This is a genomic window from Microcystis aeruginosa NIES-2549 (genome assembly GCF_000981785.2).
Classification (GTDB): domain Bacteria; phylum Cyanobacteriota; class Cyanobacteriia; order Cyanobacteriales; family Microcystaceae; genus Microcystis; species Microcystis aeruginosa_C.
Map to the genome: position 1 here is coordinate 1214026 of NZ_CP011304.1, position 18823 is coordinate 1232848.

The following is an 18823-nucleotide window of genomic DNA, read 5'->3' on the forward strand; positions in this document are numbered from 1 at the left end:
TCGGCAAGCTTGGGTATCATAAGATTATCTAGGTAAAGAGGTACATGAAAATGGACATCGATGATCGAGTAGATTCTCTCTATAAACTAGCTAGAAATTATCCAGATAATCGGGAGTTACAAGAAGCGGTTGCTGTAATTAAGTCCCTGCGAAGCTCTCAAGGACAATATAAACGATGGAATCAGCAATATCGAGATGATAATAGTCATTTAAAAGACCAAATTGTTGAAATATCTGCCACTAATATTGACCTGCAAAAAGAATTAGATTCTTTAAATTCAGAAATGCAGAATTTAACTGAAGAAAAAGCCAAAATTACGGCGGAGAGAGAGAAAGTTATTGCTGAATTAAAGCAGATCCAAATGGAAGTAAAAGTGGCGGCTTATAATGTCCGTAGTACCAAGTCTGTATATGGAAAGCTAACTATTTTATGGACTCTAGTAAAATCTCTATTTCTCGATGATAACTGGGAAGATTTTGGTTCGATCGATAATAACTTGCCCTCCGATCCTGACCGGCCACAAATGGGGAGTGGTCAGTCAAATATCAACAAATCTTTGCTAGATAAATAAATCAGTTAAGGAGTAAAATCAATCATGTCTAGAATCAGTAAATTAATTGCTAACCTAGAAGATTTGCACCAGCAGGATATAAAAAATGCCGCCCAAGTTTACGGAATTACGGCCACTCTGACTCTCCGCTTGCAAGAAGTTTTAAATAGTTTAAGCGATCATGATTTGAATATTGCCCATAAGTCTTTGCCCGAAGGAAATTTAACTAAAGATGATATTATCTCCCTTTACGGTAACTATAATAATGCCTATAAAGCTTATAAAGAAGCCTACAATATTAAATGCTCAAAGGGATGGGAGGCATTTTTACAAGCGATTCATGGTTTAAAACCTCCCAGTCCTTCTCTTAGTTTAGAGCAGCGGGTTGAACAGTTAGAGAAAACGGTAAAAACCTTAGTGGAAATTCTCCTCGATAAAACTTAAATCCAACTGAACTTAATCCACGGAATTTTCTTTTTGGATTAATACTTCACCAGCGATTAAACGTTGGGCTGCCGACAGTAAAACATCCTCAATACAGGGCTTGACAAAATAACCTTTTGCTCCTTTAGCGGCGGCGAGATGCTCCATTTTTGGCGTCCCTCGCGAGGTAATCATCGCCACTGGTATCCCCTGAAGTTGTTCATTCTCTTGCAGACGAGAGAGCAATTCTAACCCATTCAGGCGAGGCATTTCGATATCGCAGAGAATCAGATCACAAGCCAAACCGGCCCGTAATTTTTCCCATGCTTCTAAACCGTCCCGGGCCTGTTCAATGCGATAACCAGCTTTAACCAAAGAAATCGCTAACATTTCCCGCACTATTAACGAATCATCGACAATCAAGACGAGAGGACTCGATTGTGCCAGCAAATTAGCGGGATTACTATCAATAATCGTTGTATCAGAGGATAAAGACTGATTAAGAGTCGCTTTAATACTATTAGCTAGTAATACTTCCCCCGCAATCATTCTTTCAGCTGCCCAGAGTAAATCTCTTTCCGTGTAGGGCTTGGTAAAATAACCACTAGCCCCTAATTTCGCCGCCACCTGACGATGACGTTCCGATCCTCGGGAAGTCAACAAAGCCACGGGAATCGCCGCTAATCTGTGGTCTTTTTGCAAATTAGACAGTAATTCTAGTCCATTCATGCGGGGCATCTCGATATCGCAGAAAACGATATCACAGGGCAAACCACCGCGTAATTTTTCCCAAGCTTCTTGACCATCCCGGGCCTGTTCCACACGATAACCGGCTTTAATAAAGCTTAAAGAGAGCAATTCCCGGACAGTAATCGAATCATCGACAATCAGAACCATAGCCTCGGATTTTTGGCTAGTTTCCACATCTACAGGGGGGGCAGATTGGCGCCAAAGACCACCGTTATCGATACGCAGACGACCCCTGGCGATGTCGATTAACTCTAACACATCGCCGACGGGCATCACCGTACCATCCCCTAAAACCGTCGCCCCAGCAATCCCAGCCGTTTTCGGAATCGGTCCTTCGATCTGTTTGATGACGATTTCCACTTCACCGATCACTTGATCCACCTGTACCGCGAGGAGATGATTACCACCGCGCAGGATCACGATCGAAAAAGAGTCTTCCTCCTGTTTGCCAGTGTAAAAACTACCGCGACTTAGTTGTCGATTGCAAGAAAGCAATTCGCTCAAGGGTTGGAAAGGCAGTAAAGTGTTTTGCCAGAAAACACAGGGCCGTCCCTCCCCATCTATTTGGATATCGCTGGCCCGGAAATCCTTCATATCTTCCACTCCGTCCATGGAGAAACCGATGCGAGCATGATTACTAACGCAACAGAGGGCCTTACAGATACTCAGGGTTAGGGGTAAACGGAGCGTAAAAGTGCTTCCTTTGCCCAGTACCGAGTCAATAGTAACGGTCCCGCACACATCGATTAAACTGGTACGCACCACATCTAAACCCACCCCACGACCGGAAAAATCATCGGCCTGATCTTTGGTAGTAAAACCGGGGTGAAGAAGAATTTCATAGACTTCTTGGGTACTGAGGTTTTGAGCTTCCCGATGGCTGATCAGGCCTTTTTCGATCGCCTTAAGTTTAATCAGATTAGCATCAATACCAGCCCCATCATCACTAACGGTGATCACGGTTTGATTTCCCTGTAGGAATGCCCCCACAGAGATCTTACCGAGGGCGGGTTTGCCTTTGGCCATGCGTTCTTGGGGTGATTCAATGCCGTGGGTGATCGCATTGTTGACCAGATGGATCATGGGACTATTGAGATGTTCAAGGATCATCTTATCGATGAGAACATCACCCCCTTCCACTTTTAATTTGGCTTGTTTGTGCAGTTTCAGGGAAATATCGTGAATTGCCCGGGGTAGATGATCGGCAGTTTGACTAAAGGGAACCATGCGTGATTTGGTCATCCCTTCCTGTAGTTGGGTGGTAGCCTGTCGCAGACTGCGCGTCACCTGATCGGTTTCATCGACGACAAATTGAATATCAGAGGCCGATTCTCGCACTCGCACGATCAATTCGATCATCTCTTGGGATAATAAGTGGAAATCGGTAAAACGGTCGATCTCTAGGGCATCTAGTTCCCCGGTCATGGCCGAATCGCCCTGATTTTCTCCCTTAACTCCACCGTAACCGATGGCACCGCTAGAATTGCCACTAGCCAGTAAAGCCCCTTCTAGGAGGGTTCTTTCATAGAGCTCCTGCATCCGAGCGCCCACATCGCTGAGATTTTGGACTTGGTTAAGCAAATTATCTAAAAAGAGACGCAGGCGATCCTGTTCCTCTTCCAGGCGATTGCGTTTAATCACCAGTTCCCCGATCAGATTGCTGAGGTTATCCAATTGTTTGATCGGCACCCGCATGGTCTGTTCAAAAGCTTTACTGACAAGAGGACGCAGGTTATTTAACCCGACCGGTGGACTGAAACTGGCCGCCGGAGTCGCTGCCATCACCTGATTGGTTTCTTCGAGGAGTTTTTCTAAATCTTTGAATTCATCCTCTGGGGAGCTTTCTGGGGCAATTTCCAGTGATTCTAACCGTTGGAGAGGTTCTGTCGCGGCCACCGGAGCCGCTGCTGTGGATTCCCAGAGGAAGACCTCTAGGGATTCAAAGATGTCTGGCAGTGGCGATTGCTCTGGTGGAGTGGGTTTTTCCAGAAAAGCTTCTAAGTCTTCGAGGCTGTCGTAAAAATTCGGGTTGCTGATGGTTATAATTGCTTCTGAGTCCCGCACCGCTGCATTTTCTAGCAGCAGCGATTCCAGATAATCCCAATCTTCTGGTTCTGACTTGGGAGCAGTCCCACGGGTAGAATAAAAATCATTAGTGGCGGCTTCTTCCCAATTGATGCTATCGCCAAAAAGTTCCTCTAATTCCTGTTCTAAGGGCAAGAAAGACAGGGTTTGGTCAAGAGAAGCCCCATACCTGGCCGCTGGGGGGGAACTCTGCTCAAATAAAAAGCTGAGTTCGTCTAGAGTCTCGTCACCGTCGGTGTCTTTGTCTTCTAAACTCTCTAACAACTGTTCGAGATCTTCGTTAAAGAAATGATCCGAGTCCGGTTTCATCATGATTTGCTTCCTGCCAAGTCTTCCTTTTTGGTCAACCAATGCTCTCTCTCTGGCTTCAGATTACCTAGAATTTTACTCGATCAACCCATTCACTAGGAATTTTTTTATGGCTAATCAAACTCTTGGACTCGATCGACAATTTTATTCCTATTATCAATCTATCTGTCTGCGAGAACCCCCGATTTTAGCTCAGTTACGTCAAGAAACTGCCTCTCAACCCCTAGCAGTCATGCAGATTGCCCCCGAACAAGGTCAGTTTATGGCTTTTTTAGTACAGGCGATCGGGGCGAAAAAAACTCTAGAAATAGGGGTTTTTACCGGTTATAGTGCGCTAGTGGTGGCCTTAGCTTTACCCCCCCAAGGCCAGCTGATCGCCTGTGATCTAAGCGAAGAATATACCAGTATAGCCCGCCGTTATTGGCAGCGGGCCGGTGTCGCCGATAAAATCGATTTAAGAATTGCCCCGGCCCTGGAGACTTTAGATCAATTAATCGCCGGGGGAGAAAGTAATAGTTTTGATTTTGTCTTTATCGATGCCGATAAAAGTAATTATGATCCCTACTACGAACGGGCGTTACAATTGGTCAGAAGGGGCGGAATTATCGCTATCGATAATGTTTTTTGGTCGGGACGAGTGGCGGCGGCCGATAGCACCGATAATCGCACCAAAATTATCCGTTCACTTAATGCCAAAATTCAGCAGGATGAACGGGTAAATATCAGTATTATTCCTATTGGTGATGGTTTGACCCTGGCTATGAAAAAGTAAAGAAGTTAAGGAGATTAGAAAAGCTTTTACTCTTAACAATCAGGGTCGATTTTTGTTGTCTAAATCTAGTCACCAGTCGGAAACCACCCACAGTAACGCTATATCTCTTAAGACCGTTAACGACAGCACTAAGTTATCAGTTCCACGGAGAGGGTGGGATTTGAACCCACGTTAGGTGTGACCCTAAAGCAGATTTCGAGTCTGCCGCATTCAACCACTCTGCCACCTCTCCACAGGGTTTGAGTCTGGATTATCATTTTAACAGATTACTTGCCCTAGGATTGATTTTTTTTGATCGACCTCTGGCATAATTGATTTTTGAGGGCTTAAAAACGTCAAAAATAAGGATTAAGCGGCATAAAATCGGTAAATAGACCATTTAATTGATTATTATTCATTCCCAATTCTCCTGACTACCGACTACTGACGACCGACTCCTCACCAACCACGACAATTTTTGATTTTTACAAGAGGTCTGATGAATCAAGCTCCTTTTCTTCCAGTTAACCATCCCCAGCCTAACTTTCTCGACCGGTTAGGGAGTCTCTGGAAATTTTCCCGTCCCCATACGATTATCGGCACTTCTTTCAGTGTTTTAAGTCTGTATTTAATTGCTTTAGGCAATATTAACGATTTTTTTAGCCATTGGCCAGTTTTATTGCTCACTTGGGTCGCTTGTCTTGCGGGTAATGTCTATATCGTCGGTTTAAATCAGTTGGAAGACATCGACATCGATAAAATCAATAAACCCCAGCTTCCCCTAGCCAAGGGCGAATTTTCTCCGTTAACAGGACGGTTGATCGTGGGTTTTACCGGTATTTTAGCAATTATAATGGCTTTTATCGGTGGTTTTTGGCTTTTAATCACCGTGGGGATTAGTTTACTTATCGGCACTGCTTATTCCTTGCCACCAGTGCGTTTAAAACGCTTTCCCCTCTGGTCCGCCTTCTGTATTTTTACCGTCCGGGGTGTCATCGTCAATTTAGGTCTTTTTAGCCACTACAACACAGTTATTAATCAAAATCAGTCTATCTATCCCTCGATCTGGGTTTTAACAGCTTTTGTTCTTGTTTTCACCGTTGCGATCGCTATTTTCAAGGATGTTCCTGACCTAGAAGGTGATCGCATTTACCAAATTACCACTTTTACCCTCCTTCTCGGCCCAGAAAAAATCTTAACAATTTCCTTATTGACAATTTCCCTGTGTTATGCTGGTATGATTGCCGTCGGTCTCTTGGGGATAAGGGGAATTAATTCTCCTCTGGCCATTGTCGCCCATCTGCTCCTACTTGTTCTTCTTTGGTGGCGTAGTCGCGGAGTAAATTTAGAAGATAAAAGCGAAATCAGCCGATTTTACCAATTTATTTGGAAATTATTCTTCCTAGAATACCTGATATTTCCCCTTGCTTGTTTACTATGAAAATATCTCCTTTTTTAGCGGCGATTCCCTTACTTTTACTAGGTGGTACAAGCGCACCTAGTCAGGAAACCATCGATCCGCAATTATTAACCGGCAACCTTCATTTAAACCTGAAACATGGGGTTTGGAAACTGTGGCAAGATCAACCCGTTTATCAAAATCTTACCCTAGATTTAAGCTGCGATCGATCTGTTTGTCAGCCGTCGGTGTGGGGATATGCGCCGAAATTCAATAAAGAAGTGGATCACCAAGGTACGGTAACAGCAATTAAATTAGACAATGCTTGGCGATTACAGGTGAAAATGAACATTCAAACTCACCCTTGGCAAGCGGAAGTCAGGGAAGCTATCTATAATATCGAAATTGTCCCCCACCAAGACCAACTTATCGGCAGTTATCAAGGCACGTTAGGGGGAAGAAGACTACAAAACCAAGTTAATGGCACAATTTCCCCTTTATGGCCTAATCCTGTCCCTAATTACCAACCCCTACAAGCGCGAGAACATCCCCGCTTAATCTTTCGCAAGTCAGAATTAACTAATCTCAGAGAAAAAGCGAAAACTCCCATCGGTCAAACTATTATCGCTCAATTAAACAACAGTTTACAGCAAAAAATTTATTACGATGGTTATGTTCCTAATGGGGGTTATCATGCCACAGGTCATTGTTTTTTAGCAATTTTAAATCAAGATAGAAAATCAGCAGAAACCGCATGGGAAATTCTCGAAAAAACCCGTAAAAATCGAGGCAGGAGAATCTTAGAACAATCTCCAATTGTCGCCGGAGTCGCTCTCGCCTACGATCTTTGTTATGATTTTTGGGGAGAAAAGCGCCAACAGGAAATTACTCGCTGGTTATCTAGTGAAAGTAAAAAACTTCTCAAAGGCGATTCACCCAAAAATGGCTGGAATGGAGACACAGTTAGTAACTGGAATGCGCGGGCCAGAGGTGCGGCAGGATTAGCCAGTTTAGCGATTCTCAAGGAAGATGTACCGCCCGATTCTCTCTATTATCCCTCTGCACAGGTGGAAATGGCCAAACGTCACATCGAACGCTATTTTATCACAGCTATCGGCGATCGAGGATTTGGCACGGAGGGAGATTTATACAGCACCGAACCCATGGTTCTCGCTGTTTTTCCTTTTTTGCAAGGGTATCGAAATAGTCTCGGATTAGACTTAGTAACCGGTTCCCCAGCAGCCCAATTAATCCCCCATTATTTAACCAGAATTGTCCCTAAAAATGGTCAATTATTGATTCCTGCTTATGGCAGACATCAGACTTTTTTGGGAGTATCTTTATTGACTATCGGATTGGGAATTACCGATAAATCATTGCTACCGGCACTAAAATGGCGATTACAAGGTCAAGAAAAACAACTTTTTCACCCCCATTATCCTCATATTGCCCCTTTTCTTCTCGCTGGTTATCCATCTAATCTTACTCCCGAAAATCCTGAGCGCCAACTTTCCAGGGTTTTAGTTGATCAACAAAAGGGATTTTATGCTTTTCGTAATCGCTGGCAAAATGAAGAGGATTTTGTCGCTAGTATCTATCTCAAACAGGAACCTTTTGTGGGGGGATGGTCTTTTCCCGATGTCGCGAGTTTGAGAATTTGGGGATTAGGAGGACATTGGGCGAGTTTTGAGGGGTCAGAAGGTGACTGGAACTCAGAAAACACGGTTACTTTCCCGAAAACCACGCCTTGGATCCAGGCAAAACCGATAACTTTTCAATCCAGTCCCGATGGTTCGGGAGTAATTACCTTAAAAACTGGTAAAATTAGGGTTAAAGGAGCTAATTCAACCTTCGGCTCCCCTCAGGGTCAACCAGCAGAAGTGGCTCTAGTTCGTTCTTTCGCCGTCGATTACGGCCTGTCCTCCGGTTCCCCCGGATTATTTGTCTTGATGGATAAATTATTAGGTAAAGTCGAGCAACCAGAATTTATTAATAAAACTTGGGTGATGAATACCCAGGGAAATGTCATTCTCGGAAAAAATAGTTTTACTATCACTCAAAATCGGGCAACTATGCAGGGAACTTTTATCACTCCCGTGACTTTAAAAGTCGAGAAAACTAATACAGGTGAGCGCATTTTAGCCACAGGTAGCGAGGAATTTTTTCTGGTGATGACCGTGCAGAAAAGTCGCCCCCCGGCAGTTAAAATTATCGGCAAGGGATTAGATGCGATCGTGCAAATTGGCTCCCAGGAAATATCAATTATCGACGGTGCAGTTAGATTAAAAGAGATGAAGTTTCAAGAGCCATAAAAATTGGCAAGTGACCCAAGAAAAGTTAACATTTGTCAAGGATAATTGTAAAGATGATGACTATTTGAGCAATGATTTATGATATAATTGGTACTGCCGACCAAAACAGACCCTAAATTTAGAACTATCTAGAATTGCATCTATAATTTCTGGCTAACTAAACTATGACTAAATATTATCAAATCACCGTCCACAATCGTCAGACGGGCGAAAAAATTACCACCACCGTTCCGGGGGATAACTATATACTACACAGTCTGGAAAAACAGGGCTATCAATTACCCTTTTCCTGTCGCAATGGAGCTTGTACTAGCTGCGCGGTCAGGGTATTATCAGGAGATATCTACCAACCAGAGGCGATCGGACTATCGCCGGAATTAAAAGCCAGAGGTTATGCTTTACTTTGTGTCAGTTATGCCCGTGGCGATATGGAAGTAGCCACCCAAGACGAAGATGAAGTCTATGAACTGCAATTCGGTCGCTTTTTTGCCCGTGGGAAAGTGCGTTTTGGTTTACCCTTAGATGAAGAATAGATTAGGGATTAATCGTGCCAGATACCAGCAGCCAATTAGAAAAATACCTAGACATTGCCAGTGAAGCCGCCCTAGCGGCAGGAACACTTATCCTCGATAATTGGGGTAAAATCGAGAAAATAGAAGAGAAAGGGCGATCGGGCGATTTAGTGACGGAAATAGATCGTCGAGCAGAAACAGAAATTCTCAAAATTATTGGCCGTCACTTTCCCGAACATGGGATTTTAGCGGAAGAATCGGGAAAACGGCCAGGGACGGACAGCGACTATCTCTGGGCGATCGATCCTCTCGATGGAACCACCAACTATGCTCACGGTTATCCCGTATCCGTCGTCTCCATCGGACTACTGATCGCAGGGAAAGCAGCAGTGGGAGTCATCTATAACCCCTTTAGAAAGGAACTATTTCGGGCAGCCCAGGGTTTGGGGGCCACCCTGAACCGTCGTCCCATCCATGTCTCCCGGACGAGTGAACTAGAAAAAAGTTTACTGGTGACGGGTTTTGCCTACGATCGCTGTCAAACTCCCGATAATAATTATGCCGAATTCTGTTATCTGACCCATCTGACCCAAGGGGTACGCCGCAGCGGTTCCGCTGCCAAAGACTTAAGCGATGTGGCCTGTGGGCGCTTAGATGGTTATTGGGAACGAGGGATTAATCCCTGGGATCTGGCCGCAGGAGTTATTCTGATCGAAGAAGCTGGGGGTAAAATTACCGCCTACGATGAAAGTCCTTTTCTGATAGAAACGGGGCGAATCCTGGCTACTAACGGACAGATTCACACCTCCTTAAGCCAAGCTCTGCAAAAAGCTGCCTCTTGGAGGGTTCAGTTTGAATCCTTTTAATATTTACTGCGATTATTATTTTAATTAGAGTAGGATACTCTCTATGACTTTTCCAATTTCCCAGGGATTATTTCAATATGATTTAATCGATCATTTCGCTATTTTAGGAGTCTCGATCGATGCCGAACAGGAGGAGATTCGCGAGCGTTACTTAAAAATCGCCTATAAACTCCATCCTGATACCTGTCGCACTCACACCCCCGATGAAAAGAAACTGGCTAATCAGTTACTTTCAAAATTAGTTAACCCCGCCTACGAACATCTGGGCCACGACCTATCTCGCGAAGAATTTCGCCTTGTTTTAGGACAAATGGGCAAGGCAATGGGGAAAGATTTGAGTAAAATCACCATCAGTAGCGAACCAGCTAGAAAACTAGCCCAATCTAGCGCTAACTATGAATTAGCCTATCAAAAAATCCTGCAATCTTTGGCGATCGATCAATATACTGCCCTGGAAAATACCTATCAGAAAATCGGCCAACTCAGTGAACTCAATCTGGTTTATCTGATCTTAACCGAAGGTCGGGGCAACAAGAAAACCAGCCCGAAAGTCTTTATCTCCCAGAGCAATACTAACCAGTCCGAGTTAGTTAGACCAGCTTTCACCACGGCAGTCCAGACTAAAAGCAAAGAATCGCCCCTAGAAGCCTATATTCGCCGCGCCCAAGCCTCTCTTGACCAAAATAACCCCGCCCAAGCTTTGCGAGAATTGCGCGATGCCCTGCGGCAAGAACCGGATAATGGCATCTGTCACGCCCTGCTCGGTTTAGCCTACCTGCGACAAAATCAACTGTCCATGGCCCGGGTTCATATCAATCGGGCCTGGAAAGCCAGCCCCCAAGATGCGACGGTGATTAGGTGCAAACGGGAACTAGATAAAGCAGTTAATTCTAATATTGAAATGCAAGACCAGAAAGAACAAAAAGATGAAGGAGAGCGCAAGGGCGGTTTTTGGTCTCGATTTGGTGGTAAAAAGAAATAGGACTGACCAGTGCCACCGATTTTGATTAGCAAACTCCCATGATTCATCAACCCCCGGCGGGGACAAGGGATTTATTACCCCTAGAAGTTACCCAAAAAGGCTGGATTAACGATCGCCTTCAGTCTGTCTTTCAGCGTTGGGGCTATCAAAGGATCGTCACCTCCACCATTGAATGGCTCGATACCCTCACCGCAGGCGGTACGATCGATCCCAGCACCGTGATCCAACTGCACGGGGATAGTCAAGGACTATCGGGATTACGCCCTGAATTAACCGCTTCCATTGCGCGTAGTGCCGTCACCCGCATGAGTGGGGAGTCCTATCCCCAACGTCTCTGTTATCGGGCCAACGTTTTTCGTCGCCCTAGCGCCAGTTATCATGGTCGTCAAGTGGAATTCTATCAAGCGGGGGTAGAACTGCTCTTTTCTGGCGGTTTACTAGCTGATGCCGAGATTTTACTGCTCCTGGCCGACTGTTTCGATAGTTTGGCCGTCCCTAACTGGCAGATTATTTTAGGAGAAGCGGGTTTGACTCGTTCGCTACTTTCTCCTTTTCCGGATCCCTTACGCGAACAGGTGAAACGCTGTTTAGCCCTCCTCGACTACGTTAGCCTCGAAAATCTTCCCTATCCCAATGAAACCCTCCGGCAGCAAGCCCGACAATTATTTCACCTGCGCGGTAATCCTGAGGATGTCCTCGCACGAGTGGCAGTATTAGCCCAGGAAGAATCAGCCCAAAAAGCCGTTAATAACCTTAAATCCCTAGTAGAGCTGCTTAATGCCGATCGCTCTGAACCCTTCCCCCTAATTCTCGATTTAAGTCTGATTCAAACCTTTGATTACTACACCGGCATCGTTTTTAAGGCGGTTAGTGATCACCAGCAAAATCTCAGTATTTTAGGCCAGGGCGGACGCTATGATCAATTATTGGGCGTTTTTCATCCCCAGGGTCAATCGGCTCCGGGTATCGGTTTTTCCCTGAATATCGAAGAACTGCACGAAAGTTTATTATCGGGGCAGACTTTACCCAGTCAAGCTCCCCCCCTCGACTGGTTACTTATCCCTTTGGGTAATAACGCCCAGATAGCGACTTTTAGTAAAGCTCGCTCCCTTCGCAATGCTGATCCGAATCTGAGGGTGGCGATCGATTTAGGGGGTCGCAGCGAGGCACAAATTCGTACCTATGCCCGCGATCGAATGATTAAAAATCTCGCCTGGGTGCAGGAAGATGGTTCCGTGATCGAAGAATCTCTCTAAAAGGGGGCAAAAGCAGCGAACATACTGCTTTCTGCCCGCTGCTATAGGACTCCCTAATTGTGTTCAATTACTCGTCATCCCAGTCATGCCTTCGATCGGTCAAGTGAAATCGATTTTTTTTATTATCCTCTTTCTCCTGAGTATTCTAGGGGGTATTCTACTGGCTTCGCTACTTCAACAACCAGCGATCGCCCAATCTCCTGCCTCGGATATAGTGCTGAATCGTTATCAAATTGGACAGCAAACCTATCTAGAAAATTGTGCCAGCTGCCATATTGCCATTCCCCCCAGCATCCTACCGAGTCAAACTTGGAAAAAAATCCTAGAAAATCCGGATTCTCACTATGGTATCCGTTTAAAACCAATTGTTGGCATTACTCAGCGTCTTATCTGGGATTATCTCAGTTATTCTTCCCGCCCTCTTAGGGAGACTACTTTTGTTCCCCTCCTAATTGAACAGTCCAGCTATGTAAAGGTTTTGCACCCTAGGGTCAATTTACCCACTCCTCTCGGTCATACCACCTGTGTCACCTGTCATCCTAACGCTTCCCGCTACGATTATCAGACCCTTACCCCCATCTGGGATGATGCAGCCTAATCAGTTATCAGTTATCAGTTATCAGTTATCAGTTATCAGTTTTCAGCTTCTGAAGGCAAGGGGCAACAGGCAAGAGGCAAAAGACAGAATCTGACAATTCTCCTACCTAAAAAGAAGGTTAGAAACTAAGCACATCAAAGCTTTTAGCTTAACCAATTAGGTCTTAGATTCGGCCCTTGTTTTCAGATGTGAGTTTTTAGTTCACTGATTACTGATACCAAATCCCTTTTTAATAGTGTGATTAACTCTCAAGTTATGAATTGTTTCTCCCCACACCCCACACCCCACACCCCACACCCCACTATCCTATACTTTTTAAACAGGATTTAGTATGATTACTGTTTACTGATCACTGAGAGGGGGTGCAGTTAGGGTGATTTCGCCGATTTGACCAGCTTTACCCATTAATTGGGCAGGTTTTTCGTTAAGAGAGATTTTAACACCGCCGGCATTGCCCGATCGAATATTTAAACTCTTTTGGGCTGTCCAAGTTTGTTTGGCCCCGGGTTGGAGACTGCCTTCATAGACTTTTTTGCCATCGGCAATTACGCGTACCCAAGCGGCCTGTTCAATAGTCACTTCGGCTGAGAGGGGAACTTGTGGCGGGGGAGAAGGGGAAGGAGAGGCTACCACTGCGGGAGGGACTACCGGCGCGGGGGAAACTAGAGGGGAAGGAGAGGGAGTAACGGCAGGGGGGTTAGAGAGGGGGGGACGGAGGAAAAGATAGCCAATACCGCAAAATATGCCCGCCAGCAAGCCTAACCAGAGATACATCCCGAAAACGCCTGATTTAGCTGGTTGGGGGCTAGTCTCTGGGGCTGGTTTTTCTGGTTCCACCCGTTCCGCTTTTGGGGCAGCGGGTTCAGCCTTGGGGATAGGGACAACTTTTGTGGGCAGTGTTTTCGGGATAGTTACCTCTTGGGCTAATTGTTCGGCACTAGGAGACAAGCGATCGGCTAAAGCTTTACCATCAATTTTTAGGGCATCACCGTAGCGCTTGATAAATCCCTTGACATAAATTAATTCTGGTAATTTCTCCCAATTCCCCGTTTCCAACGCTTCTAGCATTGGTACTCTAATCATCGTCAGGGCGGCGATATCGTCCATGCTCAGACAGCTTTCTTCCCGTTTTTGACGTAAATAAGTCCCGATTTCCTTGATTTGTTCGGCTTGTAGGGGACTGAGTTGACTCATAATTCCAGTCATAATCTGTACCAACTTAGATGATAATCTCGATTTTGTTATTTTGGGATAATCTCTTCTCTAGAAGCTCCTTTTACCTTGTCATCATTACCGGCGAAAAGGTTCCAAAAACTGGCAAAAATCGGCAATACTTGCAAAAGTTAAGTTTTTTATTCTCGGTTGACTGCACTGACCAGCCAGACATACATTTGTTCTTAATGCTTGTTGTTCTCGAACTCTCAGCTTATCCCTAATTATGACCTTTATTCCCCATCCCGACACCGCTCCCCTTCACCTTAGCTGTGCCGTAGTCACGGTGAGCGATACTCGTACCCCAGAGACGGATAGAAGTGGCCAAATAATTCAAGAGTTACTAACTCGATCGGGTCATGATATTGGCCTATACTTAATTATCCCCGATGAACCCTTACAAATTCAAGCAATCTTATCAGAGATTAGCAATCAAAATCGGATAAAAGTCTTAATTCTCAATGGGGGTACTGGTATTGCTCCCAGAGACACCACTTATGATGCTTTAGTACCTTTATTAAGGATTACTTTGCCCGGTTTTGGCGAATTATTTCGTTATCTCAGTTATCAGGAAATTGGCTCCCGTGCCATGGCATCAAGGGCAATAGCTGGGGTTTATCAAAACTTATTAGTCTTTTCTCTACCTGGTTCCACTAATGCCGTTAAATTAGCCCTAGAAAAACTGATTCTTCCCGAAATCTCACATCTGGTTAAACAGATGAATGGGTAATTTATTGGGATTTGATCTTAGCTGAAATTTCTTGAAAACATACATCCCAAAAATAGCTGGCCAGATTCACTGCGCTTAATAGTTTAGGAATTCCTTCACTTAGACTGGCAAAACCTCGATTTTTAATCTGGAGAAGATCGATAGTGATCGCAAAAGTTAAAAGTGCTAAAGCAATGATTAAAATTTGGTAAGAAGTTTGTCTTATGTGCCGCCAAAATACTAAACCATAAATCAGAATTGCTAGGCCATAAACAGAGATAGTCAAAAATTTGGGAATATTAAAATAGAGGAGAATGATATGAATTCTGAAGATTTCATTGATGGCAAAAAGTCCCGTTATTATACCAGAAAAAAGTAAAAAATGGCGAGAATTACTGAAACTTGCCTCCTGGGACAATAAAGCATAACTAAAAAGGCAAACAATCGGGGGTAAACAACAAAGAAACTGAAAAGAATGGGTTAATAAACCAGCGATCGGAGTTGGGGGAGTGGCGGGAGGATAAAATAAAAGACTAGAGGGTAATTCTGCCCGATCAACCCCAGCAATCAAAGCTAAAACCAAGAGAAGAACGACAAGATTTATTTTCAGAAAATGCTGTTCTCGTGAGGACATAAGTATAGTAGTTTATAATTGTGGCTATTAACCACGGTATAATTCACAGAGTGCCACTTTCTACTGGCTCGATCTACATACCGAAGTGCCAAGCATTTCCCTGATTGTGTTAGGGACAATTTTCTCGGTTTTCTATGCTCGATCAAAAAGAACTTTTGTGTTTATTACAATTGGCTAGTCCTATTTTACCCGTGGGGGCCTATAGTTATTCCGAAGGGCTAGAAACCCTCGTCGAAAAGGGGATTATCTCTAATAGTGCCAGCTTAAATGATTGGTTAGAGCGATCGCTTTGTCAAGGCTCGATTCGCTTAGAAACGGCGGTTTTGCTAAGGGTATATCGTTGTTTTTGTCAAGAAGATTTTACAAAACTTAATTATTGGGATAACTGGTTATCGGCAACGCGGGAAACGGCCGAATTAAGACAACAAAGCTGGCAAATGGGGCGATCACTGTTAAACTTATTGCGGGAGTTAGCACCAGTCCGAGATAATCTACCAGAACAGGCTAATTATGCCACCGCCTTTGCGATCGGGGCAAGTCATTGGCAAATTGGGGAAGAATTAGCGGTTTTAGGCTATTTACACAGTTGGGCAAGTAATTTAATCAATGCAGGACTGCGTTTAATTCCTCTAGGACAAACCCTAGGACAATCGCTTCTGATCGGTTTACAGCCCAGTTTATTAACAGCAACAGCAGATATTATCAGTTTAGCCGATGAAAACCTGAGTAGTTGGAGTTGGGGGCTAAGTTTTGCCAGTATGAACCACGAAACCCAGTATAGTCGTCTATTTCGCAGTTAGAAGTTTAGATAGGAGAACAGATGTATTATTATCGAATTTTTTGCTATTTTCCGGGAGAATATGCAAGTCTCTAGGAGTCTCTCTCTTAGGTTCAAGCCCAGAGAATGACGTAAAAACAAAATAAGGTATAGTAAGATAAAAAAAATCTTAGGTCCTAGTTCTCGCTTTTTGAGTAACTAAGGGTTTTAAGGAAAGGTGCGAACACTCTACCTAGCCACAGTGTACCAATGTTTAGTCAATCAGAAAAAATTCCCGTTTCGGTGTTAATTCCCGCCAAAAACGAGGAATCTAACCTTCCCGCCTGTTTAGAGAGTGTTGCTAGGGCTGATGAAGTGTTTGTCGTCGATTCCCAAAGTAGCGATCGCTCGATCGAAATATCTACCAACTATGGGGCCAATGTAGTCCAATTTTATTTTAATGGTCGTTGGCCGAAAAAGAAAAACTGGTCCCTCGATAACCTGCCTTTTCGCAATGAATGGGTATTAATCGTCGATTGTGATGAGAGAATCACCCCCGAACTATGGGACGAAATCGCCACTGTAATCCAAGATCCCAACTATAACGGTTATTATCTCAATCGTCGCGTCTTCTTCCTCGGACAATGGATCCGTTATGGTGGCAAGTATCCCGACTGGAATCTGCGTTTATTTAAACATAAGTCGGGCAGATACGAGAATTTAAACACGGAAGATATCCCCAACACGGGAGATAACGAAGTTCATGAACACGTTATCCTCGATGGCAAGGTGGGCTATCTAAAAAATGATATGCTGCACATCGATTTCCGCGATATCTATCATTGGTTAGAAAGACATAATCGTTATTCCAACTGGGAAGCGCGGGTTTATTACAATATTCTCACGGGTAATGACGAAAGCGGCACGATCGGAGCGAACTTGTTCGGTGATGCGGTGCAGAGAAAACGTTTTTTAAAGAAAATTTGGGTAAAACTGCCTTTTAAACCGCTGCTGCGCTTTATTCTCTTTTATGTTATCCGTTTCGGTTTCTTGGATGGCAAAGCTGGTTATATCTACGGTCGTCTTTTGAGTCAGTACGAATACCAAATTGGGGTTAAATTGTACGAATTACGGCAATTTGGCGGTAAATTAAACGTTAATGCCCCTGCTAATCCCCCGATTAAACCCTCGGAACCTCAACCGGTAGAAATGATTAAATAAGTCCTATGTCCCCAGAAATCCGCACCGATGAGGAAGCGTGGCTAGATCTGCGTACCTACGATCAATCTTGGTTCGATCGCGGTCGTTCTAATCCAATTATCCTACTTTGGTGGTTAGTACAGGGAATTCTTTTTCCCCTCAGTTTGCATCAGATGGATAGCTTTCGCTGCGCTGTTTTGCGGCTATTTGGGGCTAAAATCGGCCTTGGGGTGAAAATTCGCCCGACGGTAAGGGTGACTTATCCCTGGAAAGTGGCGATCGGCGATTATACTTGGATTGGCGATGATGTGGTGATTTATAGTTTAGATAATGTTACCATCGGCAGTCATTGTGTGATTTCTCAAAAATGCTATCTTTGCACTGGCAGTCACGATCCCGGCGATCGCTCTTTTGGTTTAAAAACCACTCCCATCCTCATCGGTAATGGTACATGGATCGCGGCCGATTGTTTTTTGGCTCCGGGGGTAAAAATTGGCTCTAATGTTGTTATTGGGGCAAGAAGCAGCGTATTTGCCGATATTCCCGCTCAAAAGGTCGCTTGGGGTAGTCCCTGTCGTCCTCAATACGATAGAAAGATGAATTCTTATAGTAGTTAAGCTAAGAGGCATTTTTGGCGGTCTTCCGCTCGCTTTTGCCCCACTGTTTCCCACGGGACATATTAAGCTGTTCGTAATTTAATTAGCATTTTTATCGATTTTTGTCAAGATATATTTGACACAATTTATTAGAAAAAGGGTTTCTAAAGAAACCCTTTTTCTAGTTTCCAACTAATCCTATTTGACCTAATAGGTAAGGAGTAAGAGTAGGGCTAATTCATGAATTAGCCCTACTTTTTTAGTTTCCAACTAATCCTATTTGACCTAATAGGTAAGGTTCACTGGCTCACCACCATGCCAAGGATTCTCAATAGTGTTTCCAACTAATCCTATTTGACCTAATAGGTAAGGTCCTTGCCATTATTAGCCCTGCTCGGGCCCAAGAACTCAAGTTTCCAACTAATCCTATTTGACCTAATAGGTAAGGCAGAGCCGTAAAATCGACGGGCAGAAAATGAATTCTACTGTTTCCAACTAATCCGATTTGACCTAATAGGTAAGGTTAGTCTGATTTTTTAATCAGTGTAGAAAAGCCCCCCTCAAGTTTCCAACTAATCCTATTTGACCTAATAGGTAAGGAGTACCCCTTGGAAAGTCTCATCGAGAGGGGAAGACAGACCCCCAGACGCATCTCCAAAAAGGTGGTATTGGGGGGGGGTAAAAGTCCCGATACCAAAGGGTAGAACCCTGACTGGGAGAGCAATCGACACATCTAACCAGAGAATCGGGGTTTTAGGTCGGGGAGAGGCTGCATCGATTTTCAACCAAGAGTTAGGGGACAAGCTCACCGTCCGTAGAGATTGGGGGGTGGTTGAGGAGGAGAACCTCCCATCACCAACAATCTAGAGACAGCTTCTTCGGAAATCCTATAGAAGCGCTCATCATCCTCTTGAGGATTGA

General features: G+C 44.3%; 17 protein-coding genes, 1 tRNA gene and 1 CRISPR repeat array. Of the genes, 14 read left to right on the top strand and 4 right to left on the bottom strand.

Annotated elements, in window-relative coordinates; all coding sequences use genetic code 11:
* The first annotated feature begins 44 nt into the window (after positions 1 to 44).
* Complete coding sequence (locus tag myaer_RS05830) at positions 45 to 572, top strand: hypothetical protein (protein WP_235614805.1); 528 nt, start codon at positions 45 to 47, stop codon at positions 570 to 572.
* Between the two features lie 24 nt (positions 573 to 596).
* Positions 597 to 995: a hypothetical protein gene (locus myaer_RS05835; protein ID WP_046661364.1), complete on the top strand. Its 399-nt coding sequence runs from the start codon at positions 597 to 599 to the stop codon at positions 993 to 995.
* Positions 996 to 1007: 12 nt separating this feature from the next.
* On the opposite strand, the gene myaer_RS05840 is transcribed toward myaer_RS05835, so the two are convergent.
* Positions 1008 to 4121 carry a hybrid sensor histidine kinase/response regulator gene (locus tag myaer_RS05840; RefSeq protein WP_046661365.1) on the bottom strand — a complete coding sequence of 1038 codons (3114 nt, stop codon included), beginning with the start codon at positions 4119 to 4121 and terminating at the stop codon, positions 1008 to 1010.
* Between the two features lie 106 nt (positions 4122 to 4227).
* Here myaer_RS05840 and myaer_RS05845 point away from each other — a divergent pair, with 106 nt between their 5' ends.
* Complete coding sequence (locus myaer_RS05845) at positions 4228 to 4890, top strand: class I SAM-dependent methyltransferase (RefSeq protein ID WP_046661366.1); 663 nt, start codon at positions 4228 to 4230, stop codon at positions 4888 to 4890.
* Between the two features lie 145 nt (positions 4891 to 5035).
* On the opposite strand, the gene myaer_RS05850 is transcribed toward myaer_RS05845, so the two are convergent.
* Positions 5036 to 5122: transfer RNA gene (locus myaer_RS05850), tRNA-Ser, on the bottom strand.
* A gap of 246 nt (positions 5123 to 5368) precedes the next feature.
* Here myaer_RS05850 and myaer_RS05855 point away from each other — a divergent pair.
* The 7 genes from myaer_RS05855 (at position 5369) to myaer_RS05885 (ending at position 12794) form a co-directional block, all read left to right on the top strand.
* Positions 5369 to 6310, top strand: a complete 942-nt coding sequence (locus tag myaer_RS05855) for a homogentisate phytyltransferase (protein WP_046661367.1) — start codon at positions 5369 to 5371, stop codon at positions 6308 to 6310.
* The gene (locus tag myaer_RS05860) at positions 6307 to 8580 is read left to right on the top strand and encodes a hypothetical protein (protein WP_046661368.1); all 2274 of its coding nucleotides are present in this window, start codon (positions 6307 to 6309) and stop codon (positions 8578 to 8580) included. The genes myaer_RS05855 and myaer_RS05860 overlap by 4 nt, the downstream gene beginning before the upstream one ends.
* Before the next feature lie 164 nt (positions 8581 to 8744).
* Positions 8745 to 9113 carry a 2Fe-2S iron-sulfur cluster-binding protein gene (locus myaer_RS05865; RefSeq protein WP_046661369.1) on the top strand — a complete coding sequence of 123 codons (369 nt, stop codon included), beginning with the start codon at positions 8745 to 8747 and terminating at the stop codon, positions 9111 to 9113.
* Between the two features lie 14 nt (positions 9114 to 9127).
* Entirely contained in the window at positions 9128 to 9958 is an 831-nt protein-coding gene (locus myaer_RS05870; protein ID WP_046661371.1) for an inositol monophosphatase family protein, read from the top strand.
* 43 nt (positions 9959 to 10001) lie between these two features.
* Positions 10002 to 10940, top strand: coding sequence for a J domain-containing protein (locus tag myaer_RS05875; RefSeq protein WP_046661372.1), 939 nt, complete (start codon positions 10002 to 10004; stop codon positions 10938 to 10940).
* Between the two features lie 38 nt (positions 10941 to 10978).
* The gene (locus tag myaer_RS05880; RefSeq protein WP_046661373.1) at positions 10979 to 12196 is read left to right on the top strand and encodes an ATP phosphoribosyltransferase regulatory subunit; all 1218 of its coding nucleotides are present in this window, start codon (positions 10979 to 10981) and stop codon (positions 12194 to 12196) included.
* Positions 12197 to 12281: 85 nt separating this feature from the next.
* Positions 12282 to 12794, top strand: coding sequence for a dihem cytochrome c family protein (locus tag myaer_RS05885; RefSeq protein ID WP_046661374.1), 513 nt, complete (start codon positions 12282 to 12284; stop codon positions 12792 to 12794).
* 342 nt (positions 12795 to 13136) lie between these two features.
* Here myaer_RS05885 and myaer_RS05890 read toward each other — a convergent pair whose 3' ends face one another.
* On the bottom strand, positions 13137 to 14000 hold the full coding sequence (locus myaer_RS05890; RefSeq protein ID WP_046661375.1) for a helix-turn-helix domain-containing protein: 864 nt from the start codon (positions 13998 to 14000) through the stop codon (positions 13137 to 13139).
* A gap of 232 nt (positions 14001 to 14232) precedes the next feature.
* On the opposite strand from myaer_RS05890, the gene myaer_RS05895 reads away from it, so the two are divergent.
* A complete protein-coding gene (locus myaer_RS05895; RefSeq protein ID WP_046661376.1) occupies positions 14233 to 14736 on the top strand; it encodes a MogA/MoaB family molybdenum cofactor biosynthesis protein in 504 nt (167 codons plus the stop codon).
* Position 14737: 1 nt separating this feature from the next.
* Here myaer_RS05895 and myaer_RS05900 read toward each other — a convergent pair whose 3' ends face one another.
* Positions 14738 to 15349 (bottom strand): hypothetical protein, encoded by a 612-nt coding sequence (locus myaer_RS05900; protein WP_046661377.1) that lies wholly within the window; start codon positions 15347 to 15349, stop codon positions 14738 to 14740.
* A 134-nt stretch (positions 15350 to 15483) separates the two neighbouring features.
* Here myaer_RS05900 and myaer_RS05905 point away from each other — a divergent pair, with 134 nt between their 5' ends.
* The 3 genes from myaer_RS05905 to hpsU all read left to right on the top strand — a co-directional run bounded on the left by myaer_RS05905 (position 15484) and on the right by hpsU (position 17923).
* Positions 15484 to 16149, top strand: coding sequence for an urease accessory protein UreF (locus myaer_RS05905; RefSeq protein WP_046661378.1), 666 nt, complete (start codon positions 15484 to 15486; stop codon positions 16147 to 16149).
* A 227-nt stretch (positions 16150 to 16376) separates the two neighbouring features.
* On the top strand, positions 16377 to 17327 hold the full coding sequence (locus myaer_RS05910; RefSeq protein ID WP_046661379.1) for a glycosyltransferase family 2 protein: 951 nt from the start codon (positions 16377 to 16379) through the stop codon (positions 17325 to 17327).
* Between the two features lie 5 nt (positions 17328 to 17332).
* Positions 17333 to 17923: a hormogonium polysaccharide biosynthesis acetyltransferase HpsU gene (hpsU, locus tag myaer_RS05915; protein WP_046661380.1), complete on the top strand. Its 591-nt coding sequence runs from the start codon at positions 17333 to 17335 to the stop codon at positions 17921 to 17923.
* A 163-nt stretch (positions 17924 to 18086) separates the two neighbouring features.
* Positions 18087 to 18502: direct repeats of the CRISPR family, unit length 36 nt; unit sequence GTTTCCAACTAATCCTATTTGACCTAATAGGTAAGG.
* Positions 18503 to 18823 lie beyond the last annotated feature (321 nt).